The following is a 13810-nucleotide window of genomic DNA, read 5'->3' as shown; positions in this document are numbered from 1 at the left end:
GGCTTTTAAAACCAATGACTTCGAACTCTTTTCTACATGGCTTTGTGAATTTAATCAATTACATGAGGCTAGCTTTACAGATCAAAAGCGATTTCAGATTAATCGAATCAGGAGAAAATACCCCTTAATGACAGAAATTAACCCATAGCTATTTTAGAATTTTTATAATATTTTCATAAAATAGTATTACTATTCAAATAATACATGCCATGAATTCTTTGAATAGTTCAAATAGCTGAAATTTGCGACCATAAAAATAAAACCTATGCAATCGAGTGAATTAGAAAAACTGTTTCCCAAAGAAGGAGAGATTCCAAAAGAATACGATTTGGTAAAACCAATCGAACAAAGAGAATATTTAGTGAATGGAGAGATGCGCCAATGGAAAGGCAAAACTCAAGATGTTTGGTCTCCTATTTATATTAAATCCGATAAAGGTTTTGAACCTAAAAGAATTGGTTCCTATCCCATCACCGATGCCACGGATGCCATGGAGGTTCTCTATGCAGGTGTAAAAGCCTATTCCAATGGTCGTGGTGAGTGGCCTTCCATGTCGGTTGACAAGCGCATTGAATGTGTGGAAAAATTCACTCAAAAGATGATTTTAAAACGAGACGAGGTCGTTAAATTATTGATGTGGGAAATTGGTAAATCCTTAACTGATTCACAAAAAGAGTTTGATAGAACGGTTCAATATATTTATGATACGATTGGGGCCTTAAAGGACATTGACAGAAATTCTTCGACATTTTTAATTGAAGAAGGCATTATCGGTCAAGTGCGTCGTTCCCCGCTAGGAGTAGTATTGTGTATGGGTCCATTTAATTATCCCTTAAATGAAACCTTTACGACGCTTATCCCAGCCTTGATTATGGGTAATACCGTTTTATTTAAACCTCCGAAACACGGAACTTTATTACACTACCCATTATTAGAAGCTTTTAGAGAATCTTTCCCAGCAGGTGTAATTAATACCCTATATGGCCGTGGAAATTCGATTATACCCCAGTTGATGGAATCAGGTAAAATTGATGTATTAACTTTAATTGGTTCATCTAAAGTTGCGGACAAATTAAAGAAAATGCACCCTAAAGTGAATCGTTTAAGAGCCATTTTAGGATTGGATGCCAAAAATGCAGCCATTGTTACCGAAAGTGCTCAATTGGATAATGCCATCAATGAATGTTTACTTGGTTCATTGTCATTCAATGGCCAACGTTGTACGGCTATCAAAATCATTTTTGTTCATAGTAGCCTAGCGGATGCATTTAACAAAGGATTAGCTGAAAAAATTGAAGCTATTAAAGTAGGTATGGTTTGGGATCCAGGGGTTCAAATTACGCCACTTCCAGAACCCAACAAACCAGCTTATTTGAAAGAATTAATTGAAGATGCCAAATTACATGGGGCTAAAGTATTAAATAAACATGGTGGTGAAAATGCCAAATCTTTATTCTTCCCAGCTTTATTGTATCCAGTGAATAAGAAAATGAAAGTTTGGTCAGAAGAGCAATTTGGACCTGTTGTTCCTGTCGTGCCTTTTGATGACATCAATGTTCCCATTGATTATATACATGAATCATCACATGGTCAGCAAGTAGCTATATTTGGAACTGATCCAAACCAAATTTCAGCATTGATCGATGAAACGGTAAATCAAGTTTCTCGTGTAAATATTAATGCCCAGTGTCAGCGTGGACCAGACTCCTTCCCTTTTACAGGTCGTAAGGATTCTGCCGAAGGAACACTTTCTGTAACTGCTGCTCTACGTTCATTTTCAATCCGTACAGTAGTAGCCACAAAAGCTACCCAAGCAAACAAGGACATTGTGAATCAAATTGTTGAAAATCAACAATCGAATTTCTTATCGACTCGATTTATTTTATAAGAAGTTACAAGATTAATAAAAACCCTAATTTTTCCTTTGCAGGTTAGATTAGGGTTTTTTATTTCCAGATAATTTGTAATTTGGACAACACTAAAGCTACAAACCAATGGAAAAAAGTAGACGACAATTTATTCAATCACTTAGTGCGGGCACATCCATCTTATTAGGAGGAATTCCTTTATTGGGTGCTGATGAAAGATCTTTGCCGCAGATTTTAGATAAAATTAAAGTAAGTCCCAACGATACGATTCGTATTGGATTAATTGGATCAGGGATTATTGGTCATTATGATACAACCACTGCATTAAAAGTTCCAGGAGTGGAATTAGTGGCAGTGGCTGATTTATATCAAGGACGACTAGATCGAGCAAAAGAGAAATGGGGTAAAGATATTTTTGTTACTCGAAATTATAAGGAGATTTTAGCTCGAAAAGATATAGATGCTGTCTTAGTGTGTACCAGCGACCACTGGCATGACCATATTACCATAGATGCGCTTAAAGCAGGTAAACACGTGTATTGTGAAAAACCAATGGTACATCATGTGGAGGAAGGTTTAGCTGTAGTAGCGGCACAAAAAGCAAGCGGAAAGGTATTACAAGTAGGTTCTCAAAGAGCAAGTTCTGTGGTATTTCAAGAAGCCCGTAAATATTACCAACAAGGAACAATTGGTGAAATCACCTACGTGGAAGCCTATACAGATAGAAATTCAGCCAATGGTGCTTGGCAATATTCCATTCCAACGGATGCAAGTTTACAAACTGTATCTTGGGATATGTTCCTAGGAGATGCCCCTAAAGTTGCTTTTGACCCAGTACGTTTTTTCAGATGGAGAAATTATAAAGCATATGGTACCGGGGTGGCAGGTGATTTATTTGTACATAATGTAACTGGCTTACATACGGTGACTAATTCATTGGGACCAGAAAGAATTTATGCTCAGGGTGCATTAAATTATTGGAAGGATGGACGAGATGCATATGACTTATTAACGGGTTTTATGACTTATGGAAAAACAGATAATCATAATGCTTTTCAATTCATGACGCGCGTAAATTTAGCCGATGGTGCAGGTGGTGGTGAAGGAACTCGGTTAATTGGTACGGAGGGAGTCATAGAAGTAAAAAACAGAGGAATTAAAATTAAGCATTTCAAAAGAGCAAAAGTGGCTTCTATGGGTGGTTATGATTCATTAGAAAGTTTTCCAAAAGCCATGCAAGATGCGATGCTAGCAGAATATAATGCTAAATACAGCCCAGAAGATCGAAGAATGAAGGTGTTGGATGAGATTGAATTCAATGCTCCGCAGGGATACGATGATCGTTTAGATCATTTTATTAACTTTTTTGATTCCATCAGAACTGGCAAACCGGTTTTTGAAGACGCTTCTTTCGGATTAAGAGCTGCAGGTCCATCGGTTCTTTGTAATACTTCGGTAGAAATTGGGAAGCCAATTGAATGGGATGCCTTGAATATGAAAGTGAAAAAATCCAAGTAATAGATACTGATTATCAACAGCTTACATCCATTTAATTGATGATCTTGTTAATTTATCCCTAAATTTGAAATCAGAAAGGAATTGGGGTTTAGTTAATTACAAGGGTACTTATATGTTAAGATGTTTCAACTTAGATTTGTCAACTTAGATTTGTCAACTTTTCAAAAGTTGACAAATCTTAAGGCCTTAAGGTAGAGCAATCTTAAGTTAGGGCAATCTTAAGCTAGAGCAATCTTAATGTATTGTCATCTTAATATTAGATAACCTCAACATAAGTCATACTTACAAATTTACCCTTTGAGATTTCACCGTGCTGTCGGTAATAAACTCATCGTAGGTCATTAATTTATCCAAACAAGATTTTGAACCTAATTCAATCACTCGGTTAGCTACTGTATTCGTTAATTGATGATCATGGCAAGTAAATAATATCGTACCAGGAAACTCGATCATCCCATTGTTTAAAGCTGTGATGGATTCGAGGTCCAAGTGGTTGGTAGGCTCATCAAATAAGAGCACGTTGGCTCCGGACAACATCATTCTAGAAAACATACAACGCTGCTTTTCACCTCCAGAAATTACCGTACATTTTTTCAAAGCCTCATCACCTGAAAACAACATTCTACCTAAAAATCCACGAATAAAACTTTCATCTTTCTCGGTAGAATATTGACGTAACCAATCTACCAAGTTCAATGAATCATCTTTGAAATAAGCGGCATTGTCATTGGGCAAATAGGTTTGAGTGGTTGTTACACCCCACTTAAATTCTCCCCCACTGGCCTTTCTTTCTCCCATGAGAATATCAAATAATGCTGTAATAGCCAAAGAATCTTTAGCAAGAAAGGCTACTTTATCTCCTTTATTGATAGTAAAAGATAAATTAGAGAATAGGGTAATGCCTTCTTCTGTTTGGTAAGACAAATTATCTACACTTAATAATTGATCTCCTGCTTCGCGCTCAGGTTTAAAATTGATGAATGGATATTTACGAGAAGAAGGCTTAATATCCTCCACTTGTAATTTATCTAACATTTTCTGACGGGCAGTAGCTTGTTTCGATTTGGCGACATTGGCAGAGAATCTACGAATGAACTCTTCCAATTCCTTACGCTTCTCATCCGTTTTCTTATTTTGATCTGTTCTTTGTCTCGCAGCTAATTGAGATGATTCATACCAAAAAGTATAGGTACCTCCATACAATTGAATCTTTCCAAAATCAAGGTCAGCAATGTGGGTACAAACATTATCTAAAAAGTGTCGGTCGTGAGAAACTACGATTACCGTATTTTTAAAATTCTGTAAATAACCTTCTAACCACATGATGGAATCAATATCCAAGTTGTTGGTCGGTTCATCCAATAATAAAATATCAGGATTTCCAAACAAGGCCTGTGCCAAAAGTACTTTTACCTTTTCTGATCCATTGATATCCTTCAACAATGAATAATGAATATCCTCCTTAATACCTAAACCACTCAATAAAGTAGCTGCCTCAGATTCCGCTTCCCAACCATTCAATTCTGCAAATTCAGCTTCTAAATCAGCGGCTTTATTTCCATCTTCCTCAGTGAAGTCTTCCTTCATATAGATGGCATCCTTTTCTAACATGATGTCATACAGGCGTTTATTTCCCATAATGACCGTTTGCAAGACAGGGAACTCCTCATATTCGAAGTGATTTTGCTTTAAAATCGACATACGCTCGCCAGGATTCATGCTAACACTTCCTGTTTGAGAATCAATTTCACCCGAAAGAATCTTTAAAAAAGTAGATTTACCAGCACCGTTGGCACCAATTAAACCATAACAGTTTCCTTCTGTAAATTTGATATTTACTTCTTCGAATAATACTCTTTTCCCAAATCGAAGGGAAACATTGGACACCTGCAACATAGCGTATTTAATTAAATAAGGCGCAAAATTACTCATTTTGAACCTAGAAAAAAATGAATATTTTTATTCCTATCCCATATTTTTTTTGCAATTTCAAACTCGATACCTAATAATGACCTTGGAAAAATTAAATTCCTCCTCCGTTATGGACTCTTTACATTCGCTTCATCTATCACTACATGAGGGAGGATTAGAATACCAAGATGCCTCAGGATTGGTATTTGGACATATCGATTGGTCCAAGTCTGGGAAAATTCAAAAAGAATATTGGGAGAAAAAAGGCATAAACCCTACAAAAATTGAACAAGTGTATGTTCAAATATGTCATGCACATTTTCTACTAATTCCACAAAAATACGATAGCCCCATCTATAGAATAGGATTCTTGGAAAAAGCATTAGGAGAAGACACCTTAATTGGACAAGAAATCCATGTTCAGCCTATCCCATCCGAACTTGCCAATTTACTCTTTCTTATACCTAGTGACTGGAAAGACTTAATCAGTTATTGGTTTCCTTTGTCAGAAATTACATACTCACATTACTTAGAAAAGCTTTTACCTCAATCACCAGAAAATGGTCTAAGCATATCAATTCAAAACCAAAAAGCCTGCATGGTGTTAAGGAAATCCGGAAAATTAGTGCTAGCCAATATTTATCCATATACCAAGGCAACTGAATTAGCCTTCTACATTCATTCTATTCGAGATAGCTACTTTATAAAGTGGAATTCAAATAGTATTCATTGGATAGGAGAAATAGATTCCCATTTAGCTGAAGAATTAAGTCAATTTAAGATTTATACCCCAACCATTTCTCATGAAGCATAGAACTGCTTTTTTCCCAGGTTCTTTTGACCCTTTTACAAAAGGCCATGAAGATATTGTATTAAGAGCCTTAGCACTATTTGATGAAATTGTGATTGGAATTGGTCATAATTCTAGTAAAGCACGCTATTTTTCACTCGAAAAAATGAAAGAAGCTATTGAGAAAACATTCGAAGGAAAACCCATTCGCGTGGTTACTTATCAAAATTTAACGGCTACGGTTGCTAAAGAAGTAGGGGCTCGATTTATTATTAGAGGTCTTAGAAATACGACAGACTTTGAATATGAAAACTCAATTTCTCAGGTAAATAGGCATATCAATGAAGAATTGGAAACGGTTTTTTTGATCACTTCCCCTCACCTCGCTCCTATCAGTTCTACCATTATCAGGGATTTGCATCGATATGGGAGCTCAATCAATCAATATTTACCTTATAATTTAGAAGAAGAACAAAGCAACTGATAACGATGAATGACATAACGTATCGAGCTATATGTATTAGTCATAGCTTTGTTCATCGCTGCTGTTCCTAGCCAATCAACTTTTTCAATATTTTCTTCTTTTTGTGGGACTAATTTAGGATCACCTAAGGCATTCATTAAATACCACTTCGTTTTCTTTAAAATTCGTTGATTTTTATGCGTATAGGTATGATAGGTCGTACAAAGCTTTTTATCTAACAAAGCTTTAACATTACATTCCTCTTCCACTTCTCGAACAGCAGCTTTTTTAAACTTCTCTCCCTTCTCCAACTTACCTTTAGGCAAATCCCATTTACCCAATCTCAGCATCCACAGTACTTTATCCTCAACATTTAAAACCACTCCACCTGCTGCCTCCAATAATTGGTACATGGCAAAAATACGCTGTTTAAAAGGTTTAATATCCTTGACTAATATGTAAAGCGAATCAAACTTAGCACCAGATTTTTGATGTAAACTGTGGATTAATTTTTCTATTTGGTCTAATGTTAAATTTAGGATACAGGTATGTCCCTTAAAATCTGACAACCTAATTGGTTGAAGACGCGCATCAATAACCACCTCAAATTCATCCCCCATAGGTATGGCATGTTTCTTGGATTCCTTGTAAATGCGAATCGGACGGTCGTCTATAAACAATATCATGTGTAGAATTCAGAATTTAAGTAGGCAAAAATAGAATTAATTAATGAAAGATAACTTGAATAAACTATTTTTGCACATATAATCTTTGAAACAAATTCCTATGCCTGATTTTACTATTTCACAAGAAGTTGCCCAACACTTATTAAGCGTAAAAGCCATCCAATTAAGACCTGACCAACCATTTAAATGGGCATCTGGATGGAACTCCCCGATTTATTGTGATAATCGTATTTCTCTATCCTACCCGGAAGTTAGAACGTACATCAAAAATTGCTTATCTGCTGCTGTAAAGGCGTATTTCGCAGATGTTGAGATTATAGCAGGTGTGGCCACTGCTGGCATTGCCCAAGGGGCTTTAGTAGCTGATTATTTAGACCTTCCATTTTGTTATGTTAGACCTGAGCCAAAAAAACACGGCATGGGAAACCAAATAGAAGGGCATATTGAAAAAGGTCAAAAGGTAGTTTTAATAGAAGATTTAATTTCAACTGGAGGCAGTTCCTTAAAAGCTGCTACCGCCCTACAAGAAGCAGGAGCAGAAGTATTAGGGATGGTAGCCATTTTTACCTATGGCTTTCAAATTGCCGAAGATAATTTCAAAAATCATGGTATTCCTTGCGTCACCTTAAGTAACTATGATGTCTTAATAGATGAGGCCGTTAAATTAAATCACGTAACAGAAACTCAATTAATGACTTTACAAGACTGGAGAATTAATCCGAGTGAATGGAAAAAATAAGTTATTTTAAGCTATAACGATGACCTGGCAATGTTTTAATGAATCCCTGAAATTCCAAATTCAATAAAAGCATTGCCAGTTGATTTATTCCTTTTTGCAATTTCCAAGCTATTTCATCCAGGGCTAAATTTTTTTCTTGGTAAAGTAATGCCAAAATCTGGCTCTCGTCATCTGATAATTGACTCCATAACAAACTTTTATTTCTTTGAATTTTATTGGAACTAGATTGCCAATTCAAAAGCTCTTTACAAGCTGCCCAATCGGTGTAAATGGTAGCTTGATTTTTCTGAATCAACCGATTACAACCTTCTGAGAACACTTTTTGTAAATTTCCAGGAACAGCTAATACCTCTCGGTGATAATTATTCGCATATTCGGCCGTTATCAAGGCACCCCCTTTCTCAGCTGCCTCAACCACAATCGTGGCATCTGCCATCCCAGCGATGATACGATTTCGTAGTGGGAAAAATCTCGGGTCGGGTTTTTGATGAAATGGATGTTCTGAAATGATTCCTCCCAATTCCATCATTTGATAGGCGTATTTACTATGTAAGGAAGGATATATTCGTTGAAATCCCCCAGCCAAAACCGCGATAGTTGGAATTTTTAATTCAATACAAGCTTGATGAAGGGCAATATCAATCCCATAAGCTAATCCACTAATAAAAAGGACATCGTCCTCCAAAGAATCCCTGACAATTTGATAAGTGATTTCTTTGCCATATTCGGTAGCTTTTCTTGTTCCTACCAATGCCATCACTTTTTCATACTGAAAATTCACATTTCCCTTAAAATACAATAATAGTGGGGCATCATATAACTGTTTTAATCGATGTGGATAATCCTCATCCAAGTAAAAAAATAATTGAATTCCCTCCTTAAGACAATCTGAATAAATTCGCTCTGCCTCATGTAAAACTTGATTCAATTTTAATTCCTGGGCAATCATCGGACCGATGTGCGGTACTTTTTTTAATTGTGAAGTACTGGATTGAAATATCTGTTTGGCAGAACCCAAATAGGAAATCAGTCGACGGGCATTAACATACCCAATTTGAGGTACTAAACTTAGGGCTATTTGATATACTTTTTCTTCCTCCATCGGGATATGATTCCATTTTTTCCCGAAAGAAAAAAAATCATTCTCCCAAATCCTCGCGAAGCCCTTGTAAAAATTGACGAATTTCAGTTAACTGATTAATGAGAGGTGTATTCACATTTTTTGCTTCCCCACGATGATTGATGGCTTGCTTGGCTCCTTCAATGGTTAAGCCTTTCTCCTCGATCAATTGGATCAAAACTTTAATTTTTTCTATATCCTCCGGCGTATATTTCCTAATTCCGCTAGACCTACGCTTGGGCATTAGATGAGGAAACTGGGTTTCCCAATACCTCAACTTAGAAGTTTTCACTTTGAAAATCTCCGCAACTTCAGAAATCGAATAATATTGTTTACTGTACTGTTCCATCTAATAAATTAAAACCTTGTTGGCCTGCAAAATCAAGAATTCGAATAAAAACACGTAATTTTGCACTTCCTTTGATTAGAAAAATCAGGAAGAAATAAAATTACCCATAATTTCGATATTAAACCAATGACTTCAACGGAGATCCGCCAGCATTTTTTAGCTTTTTTTCAATCGAAAGGACATTTAATTGTACCATCTGCGCCATTGGTCGCTAAAAATGACCCTACCCTTTTATTTAATAATTCAGGTATGGCTCAATTCAAGGATTTTTTCTTGGGAAATGGTACTCCTCCGTCGAAAAGAATTGCTGATACTCAAAAATGCCTTCGTGTTTCTGGTAAGCATAATGATTTAGAGGATGTAGGATTTGATACTTATCACCATACCATGTTTGAAATGTTAGGCAACTGGTCTTTTGGTGATTATTTCAAGAAAGAAGCCTTAGCTTGGTCATGGGAACTATTAACTGAGCTATATAAACTTCCTAAGGAGCGTATATATGTTTCCGTCTTTGAGGGAGATGCCAAAGATGGTGTACCTTTTGACCAGGAAGCTTTTGATATTTGGAAGGCTATTGTGGGGGAAGAAAGAATCATTTTGGGAAATAAAAAAGATAATTTTTGGGAAATGGGTGAAACGGGACCATGTGGCCCTTGTTCAGAGATTCATATTGACCTAAGAAACCAAGATGAAGTAGATCGAATCCCAGGAAAATCACTAGTTAATGCCGATCATCCGCAAGTGGTGGAAATTTGGAACAATGTGTTTATGCAATTTGAACGCATGGCAGATGGATCATTGGTAGCACTTCCCTCCAAACACGTAGATACGGGTATGGGCTTTGAACGTTTATGCATGGCCATCCAAGGGAAGCAATCGAATTATGACACCGATGTATTCCAAGGCAGTATTCAGCACTTAGCCAAGAAAAGTGGAATATCCTATGGCCAAGATAAATGGACTGATATTGCTATGCGTGTCATTGCTGACCATATTCGTGCCATTGCATTCTCTATTTCAGATGGACAATTACCTTCCAATGCGAAAGCTGGCTATGTAATTCGACGAATCCTACGTCGTGCCGTGCGTTATGGATATACCTATTTAGGCTTTAAAGAGCCTTTTATGTATGAATTAATTCCATTATTAGCTCAACAATTTAAAGGCGTATTTGATGAACTAATTTCACAAGAAGCATTTGTAGCCAAAGTAATTTATGAAGAAGAAGTTTCTTTCTTAAGAACCTTGTCAACAGGATTAGTTCGTTTAGATAAATTAATGGAAGAAACCCAAGCCAAAGGAAACAAGGTCCTTACGGGTGAAGATGTTTTTGAATTAAATGACACCTATGGTTTTCCAGTCGATTTAACGGCTTTGATAGCCCGTGAAAAAGGAATGGAAATTGATGAGCCTGGATTCCAACAGGCATTAAATGCCCAAAAGAATCGCTCCAGAAAGGATGCAGGAGCCAGTGCAGAAGACTGGGTTAACCTGTTTGATAGTGATGAAGTGTCCTTTGTTGGATATGATCATTCGACCTGGACTACACGTGTGGTGAAATACCAAAAAGTTCAAAATAAAGCAGGAATTCAATATAAAATTGTGTTGGAAAGTACTCCTTTCTATGCTGAATCAGGTGGACAAGTGGGTGATTCTGGCTTTTTGTTATTCAAAAAATCGGGCACGAAAATCGCCATCATCGATACCAAAAAAGAAAATGATTTAATTGTTCATTGGACAACGGATGCTCGAATTGAAGAAGTGGCACAGGAAGAGGAAGTCGTAGCTCAAATTGACGAAGAAAGAAGACAGGCCATCACTAGTCATCATAGTTCTACCCACTTAATGCAAGCGGCGCTTCAACAAATTCTAGGTAAGCATGTGGCTCAAAAAGGAAGTTTGGTGAATGAGCAGTTATTACGTTTCGATTTCTCGCATTTTCAAAAAGTGACAGATGAGGAATTGAAGCAAATTGAAGATATGGTGAACGCCAAAATCATGGCTAATATTCCCTTGTTAGAAGAAAGAAATGTTCCTATTGCGCAAGCTAAAGATAAAGGGGCTATGGCATTATTTGGTGAAAAATATGGTGATTTTGTCCGTGTTATCACCTTTGATCCGACCTATTCTGTGGAACTTTGTGGAGGAACTCACGTCAATTCAACAGGTGAAATTGCTTTATTCAAGATATTATCAGAAAGTTCAGTAGCCACTGGTGTACGACGCATTGAGGCAGTTTGCTCACAGAAGGCATTTGAACTATTAATTCAGCAAGCAAGCCAGCTGGAGCAAATCAATGAATTATTAAAAGCTCCTAAAGACATCGTTAAAGCAGTGGCTAGTCTTATCGAACAAAATACTGGCCTTCAAAAAACCATTGCCCAATATCAGGCAAACGAGATTAAACAGGTAAAGTCAGCTTTAAATAAGCAAATTTCAGGAAAAGGAGATTTACTTTATTTAATCCAACAAGTTCATGTACCTCATGCAGATGCTTTGAAAAATCTAGCCTTTGATTTGAGCAATGAACACCAGCAATTATTCTGCTTATTAGCCGCTGAAATCGATGGAAAAGCAAGCCTAGCTTTAGCTATATCAAAAGAACTAGTGGCAGCAAAATCTTTGGATGCAGGTAAAATCATTCGAGAATTAGCTAAGGAAGTACAAGGTGGCGGAGGTGGCCAAGCCTTTTTAGCTACTGCAGGTGGACAAAAGCCGGAGGGTATCCCACAGGTAATTCAAGCAGCGCAACAATACATTTAATAAAGATTATGAAGGATATTCCTTTTACCTCACTTGATCAAGCTGTCTCGGGCATGGATCAATGGAGCATGGAAGGGCGTCCTTTTGTCTTTATATGTGATTATATAGGAGAAAAAGTATGGTGGGGAACTGAAGAAGAAGCTCTTCAATTGGGCATAAGATTGGAAATCAACCAAATCCCCTCAAGTACTTTCACAGGTGATGTATGTTTTGAGAAATTTCCAATCAGTTATAAAGACTATTTAGCCAAATTTTATCAGGTTCAAGCGGGTTTAAAACGAGGGGATTCTTTTTTGGTCAATTTAACTTGTCCTACACCCATTCAAACCAACCTGAGTTTAAAGGATATTTATTCATACGCACATGCTAAGTATAAATTACTGATCAGGGATCAATTAGTGGTCTTCTCTCCAGAACCATTTATTCAAATTCATCAGCATAAAATTCAATGTTTCCCCATGAAGGGAACTTTGGCAGTGAATGAAAATAACCAAGCCGAAGACCTGCGGATAGATGCCAAGGAAAAAGCTGAACATGCCACCATTGTGGATTTAATTCGCAATGATATTAGCCGAGTAGCCCACCCAATTCAAGTGGAAAAATTTCAGTACATAGAACAAGTAAAGACACATAGTGAAGATTTATGGCAAATGTCCTCCTTGATTTCTGGTGAATTGATGCCCGCATTTCAGCATAAAATTGGTAGTATTTTAAAAGCCATGTTACCCGCTGGCTCCATTACAGGCGCTCCCAAAATGGCCACCATGGAAATTATTGAAAAATCCGAAGGATACCCTCGAGGATTTTATACGGGAATTATGGGGAAATTTGATGGAAGTTCCTTAGATTCAGGAGTTTTAATCAGATTTATTGAACAAATTGACGAGAAGCTAATTTTTAAAAGTGGAGGAGGAATTACTGTCTTCTCCGACCCTGAAAAGGAATATTTGGAATTAATCCAAAAAGTTTACCTACCCATTTAAACAATGCCCACATTTTTAGAAACTGTTCATGTATTGAACGGAGAAGCCCTACATCTAAATTATCATCAAAAAAGGATCAATGATGTCTTTCAGCATTACTATCCTAACTCACCCGTATTAAACATAGCAGAATATTTTACTCATTTAGAAATTCCCCAACTTGGTAGTTATAGAACTAGAATCGTTTATCGAACGGAATGGGAATTTCACGAATTCCTAAAATATCAGCCAAAGCATATCAAAAAATTGGCTATCGTGAATACAGGAGATTACGAATACGATTTTAAATATGCCGATAGATCTCATATTCTAAAAAAAGTAGCTGAGCATCCTGAAGCTGATGACATCATTTTTTCTAAAAATGGGAAATTGCAAGACAGCAGCATCGCTAATTTAGCTTTTAAACAAGGTGATCAATGGTATACCCCGAAGGAACCTTTACACTGGGGAACCACCAGAAGGAGATTGATAGAAGAAAATATTCTAATAGAAAGAGATATTTGGGAAACCGACTTAAAGGATTACAGTCTAATATGCCTCATCAATGTTTTTAGGCCTCTTTCAGAAGAAGATGCGCTTTTGCTTCCCGATTCAATTGTGTAAATTGTGTCTTCTTTAAG

The 13810-nt window shown here is 36.8% G+C and carries 12 protein-coding genes; 8 read left to right on the top strand and 4 right to left on the bottom strand.

Annotation, left to right across the window (positions count from 1 at the left end; all coding sequences use genetic code 11):
• Positions 1-265: 265 nt before the first annotated feature.
• Both SKC36_RS01125 and SKC36_RS01120 read left to right on the top strand, forming a co-directional pair.
• Positions 266-1888, top strand: a complete 1623-nt coding sequence (locus SKC36_RS01125) for an NADP-dependent glyceraldehyde-3-phosphate dehydrogenase (protein WP_459452703.1) — start codon at positions 266-268, stop codon at positions 1886-1888.
• Positions 1889-1994: 106 nt separating this feature from the next.
• Positions 1995-3386: a Gfo/Idh/MocA family protein gene (locus SKC36_RS01120; RefSeq protein WP_459464079.1), complete on the top strand. Its 1392-nt coding sequence runs from the start codon at positions 1995-1997 to the stop codon at positions 3384-3386.
• Positions 3387-3668: 282 nt separating this feature from the next.
• Here SKC36_RS01120 and SKC36_RS01115 read toward each other — a convergent pair whose 3' ends face one another.
• Positions 3669-5282, bottom strand: a complete 1614-nt coding sequence (locus SKC36_RS01115) for an ABC-F family ATP-binding cassette domain-containing protein (RefSeq protein WP_459452701.1) — start codon at positions 5280-5282, stop codon at positions 3669-3671.
• A 145-nt stretch (positions 5283-5427) separates the two neighbouring features.
• On the opposite strand from SKC36_RS01115, the gene SKC36_RS01110 reads away from it, so the two are divergent.
• Both SKC36_RS01110 and coaD read left to right on the top strand, forming a co-directional pair.
• A complete protein-coding gene (locus tag SKC36_RS01110) occupies positions 5428-6111 on the top strand; it encodes a DUF3822 family protein (RefSeq protein WP_459464078.1) in 684 nt (227 codons plus the stop codon).
• A complete protein-coding gene (gene coaD, locus SKC36_RS01105; protein ID WP_406751925.1) occupies positions 6101-6571 on the top strand; it encodes a pantetheine-phosphate adenylyltransferase in 471 nt (156 codons plus the stop codon). The genes SKC36_RS01110 and coaD overlap by 11 nt, the downstream gene beginning before the upstream one ends.
• On the opposite strand, the gene SKC36_RS01100 is transcribed toward coaD, so the two are convergent.
• Positions 6541-7236: an NUDIX hydrolase gene (locus tag SKC36_RS01100; RefSeq protein ID WP_459452697.1), complete on the bottom strand. Its 696-nt coding sequence runs from the start codon at positions 7234-7236 to the stop codon at positions 6541-6543. The two genes, coaD and SKC36_RS01100, sit on opposite strands and share 31 nt — an antisense overlap.
• Before the next feature lie 100 nt (positions 7237-7336).
• Between SKC36_RS01100 and pyrE the strand changes: the two genes are divergently transcribed.
• Positions 7337-7975: an orotate phosphoribosyltransferase gene (gene pyrE / locus SKC36_RS01095; RefSeq protein ID WP_459452695.1), complete on the top strand. Its 639-nt coding sequence runs from the start codon at positions 7337-7339 to the stop codon at positions 7973-7975.
• Position 7976: 1 nt separating this feature from the next.
• Here pyrE and dprA read toward each other — a convergent pair whose 3' ends face one another.
• Positions 7977-9077 carry a DNA-processing protein DprA gene (dprA, locus tag SKC36_RS01090; protein ID WP_459452693.1) on the bottom strand — a complete coding sequence of 367 codons (1101 nt, stop codon included), beginning with the start codon at positions 9075-9077 and terminating at the stop codon, positions 7977-7979.
• A 37-nt stretch (positions 9078-9114) separates the two neighbouring features.
• Positions 9115-9444 (bottom strand): MerR family transcriptional regulator, encoded by a 330-nt coding sequence (locus tag SKC36_RS01085; RefSeq protein ID WP_459452691.1) that lies wholly within the window; start codon positions 9442-9444, stop codon positions 9115-9117.
• 126 nt (positions 9445-9570) lie between these two features.
• Between SKC36_RS01085 and alaS the strand changes: the two genes are divergently transcribed.
• From alaS to SKC36_RS01070, 3 genes are read left to right on the top strand one after another with little or no spacing between them, the layout of a single operon-like run.
• Positions 9571-12207 carry an alanine--tRNA ligase gene (alaS, locus tag SKC36_RS01080; RefSeq protein WP_459464076.1) on the top strand — a complete coding sequence of 879 codons (2637 nt, stop codon included), beginning with the start codon at positions 9571-9573 and terminating at the stop codon, positions 12205-12207.
• A gap of 8 nt (positions 12208-12215) precedes the next feature.
• Complete coding sequence (locus tag SKC36_RS01075) at positions 12216-13190, top strand: aminodeoxychorismate synthase component I (RefSeq protein WP_459464074.1); 975 nt, start codon at positions 12216-12218, stop codon at positions 13188-13190.
• A gap of 3 nt (positions 13191-13193) precedes the next feature.
• Positions 13194-13793 carry an aminotransferase class IV gene (locus tag SKC36_RS01070; protein WP_459464072.1) on the top strand — a complete coding sequence of 200 codons (600 nt, stop codon included), beginning with the start codon at positions 13194-13196 and terminating at the stop codon, positions 13791-13793.
• Positions 13794-13810: the final 17 nt, after the last annotated feature.

The organism is Aquirufa sp. OSTEICH-129A (genome assembly GCF_054558355.1).
Note: the sequence above shows the minus strand (reverse complement) of the source record. Positions and strands in the feature narration are given on the sequence as shown.

What these genes read in the sequence shown, in the direction of transcription:
- SKC36_RS01125 (WP_459452703.1), top strand. Translation starts at nt 266, where the DNA reads ATGCAATCGAGTGAATTAGAAAAACTGTTTCCCAAAGAAGGAGAGATT.
- SKC36_RS01120 (WP_459464079.1), top strand. Translation starts at nt 1,995, where the DNA reads ATGGAAAAAAGTAGACGACAATTTATTCAATCACTTAGTGCGGGCACA.
- SKC36_RS01115 (WP_459452701.1), bottom strand. Translation starts at nt 5,282, where the DNA reads ATGTTGCAGGTGTCCAATGTTTCCCTTCGATTTGGGAAAAGAGTATTA.
- SKC36_RS01110 (WP_459464078.1), top strand. Translation starts at nt 5,428, where the DNA reads ATGGACTCTTTACATTCGCTTCATCTATCACTACATGAGGGAGGATTA.
- coaD (WP_406751925.1), top strand. Translation starts at nt 6,101, where the DNA reads ATGAAGCATAGAACTGCTTTTTTCCCAGGTTCTTTTGACCCTTTTACA.
- SKC36_RS01100 (WP_459452697.1), bottom strand. Translation starts at nt 7,236, where the DNA reads ATGATATTGTTTATAGACGACCGTCCGATTCGCATTTACAAGGAATCC.
- pyrE (WP_459452695.1), top strand. Translation starts at nt 7,337, where the DNA reads ATGCCTGATTTTACTATTTCACAAGAAGTTGCCCAACACTTATTAAGC.
- dprA (WP_459452693.1), bottom strand. Translation starts at nt 9,077, where the DNA reads ATGGAGGAAGAAAAAGTATATCAAATAGCCCTAAGTTTAGTACCTCAA.
- SKC36_RS01085 (WP_459452691.1), bottom strand. Translation starts at nt 9,444, where the DNA reads ATGGAACAGTACAGTAAACAATATTATTCGATTTCTGAAGTTGCGGAG.
- alaS (WP_459464076.1), top strand. Translation starts at nt 9,571, where the DNA reads ATGACTTCAACGGAGATCCGCCAGCATTTTTTAGCTTTTTTTCAATCG.
- SKC36_RS01075 (WP_459464074.1), top strand. Translation starts at nt 12,216, where the DNA reads ATGAAGGATATTCCTTTTACCTCACTTGATCAAGCTGTCTCGGGCATG.
- SKC36_RS01070 (WP_459464072.1), top strand. Translation starts at nt 13,194, where the DNA reads ATGCCCACATTTTTAGAAACTGTTCATGTATTGAACGGAGAAGCCCTA.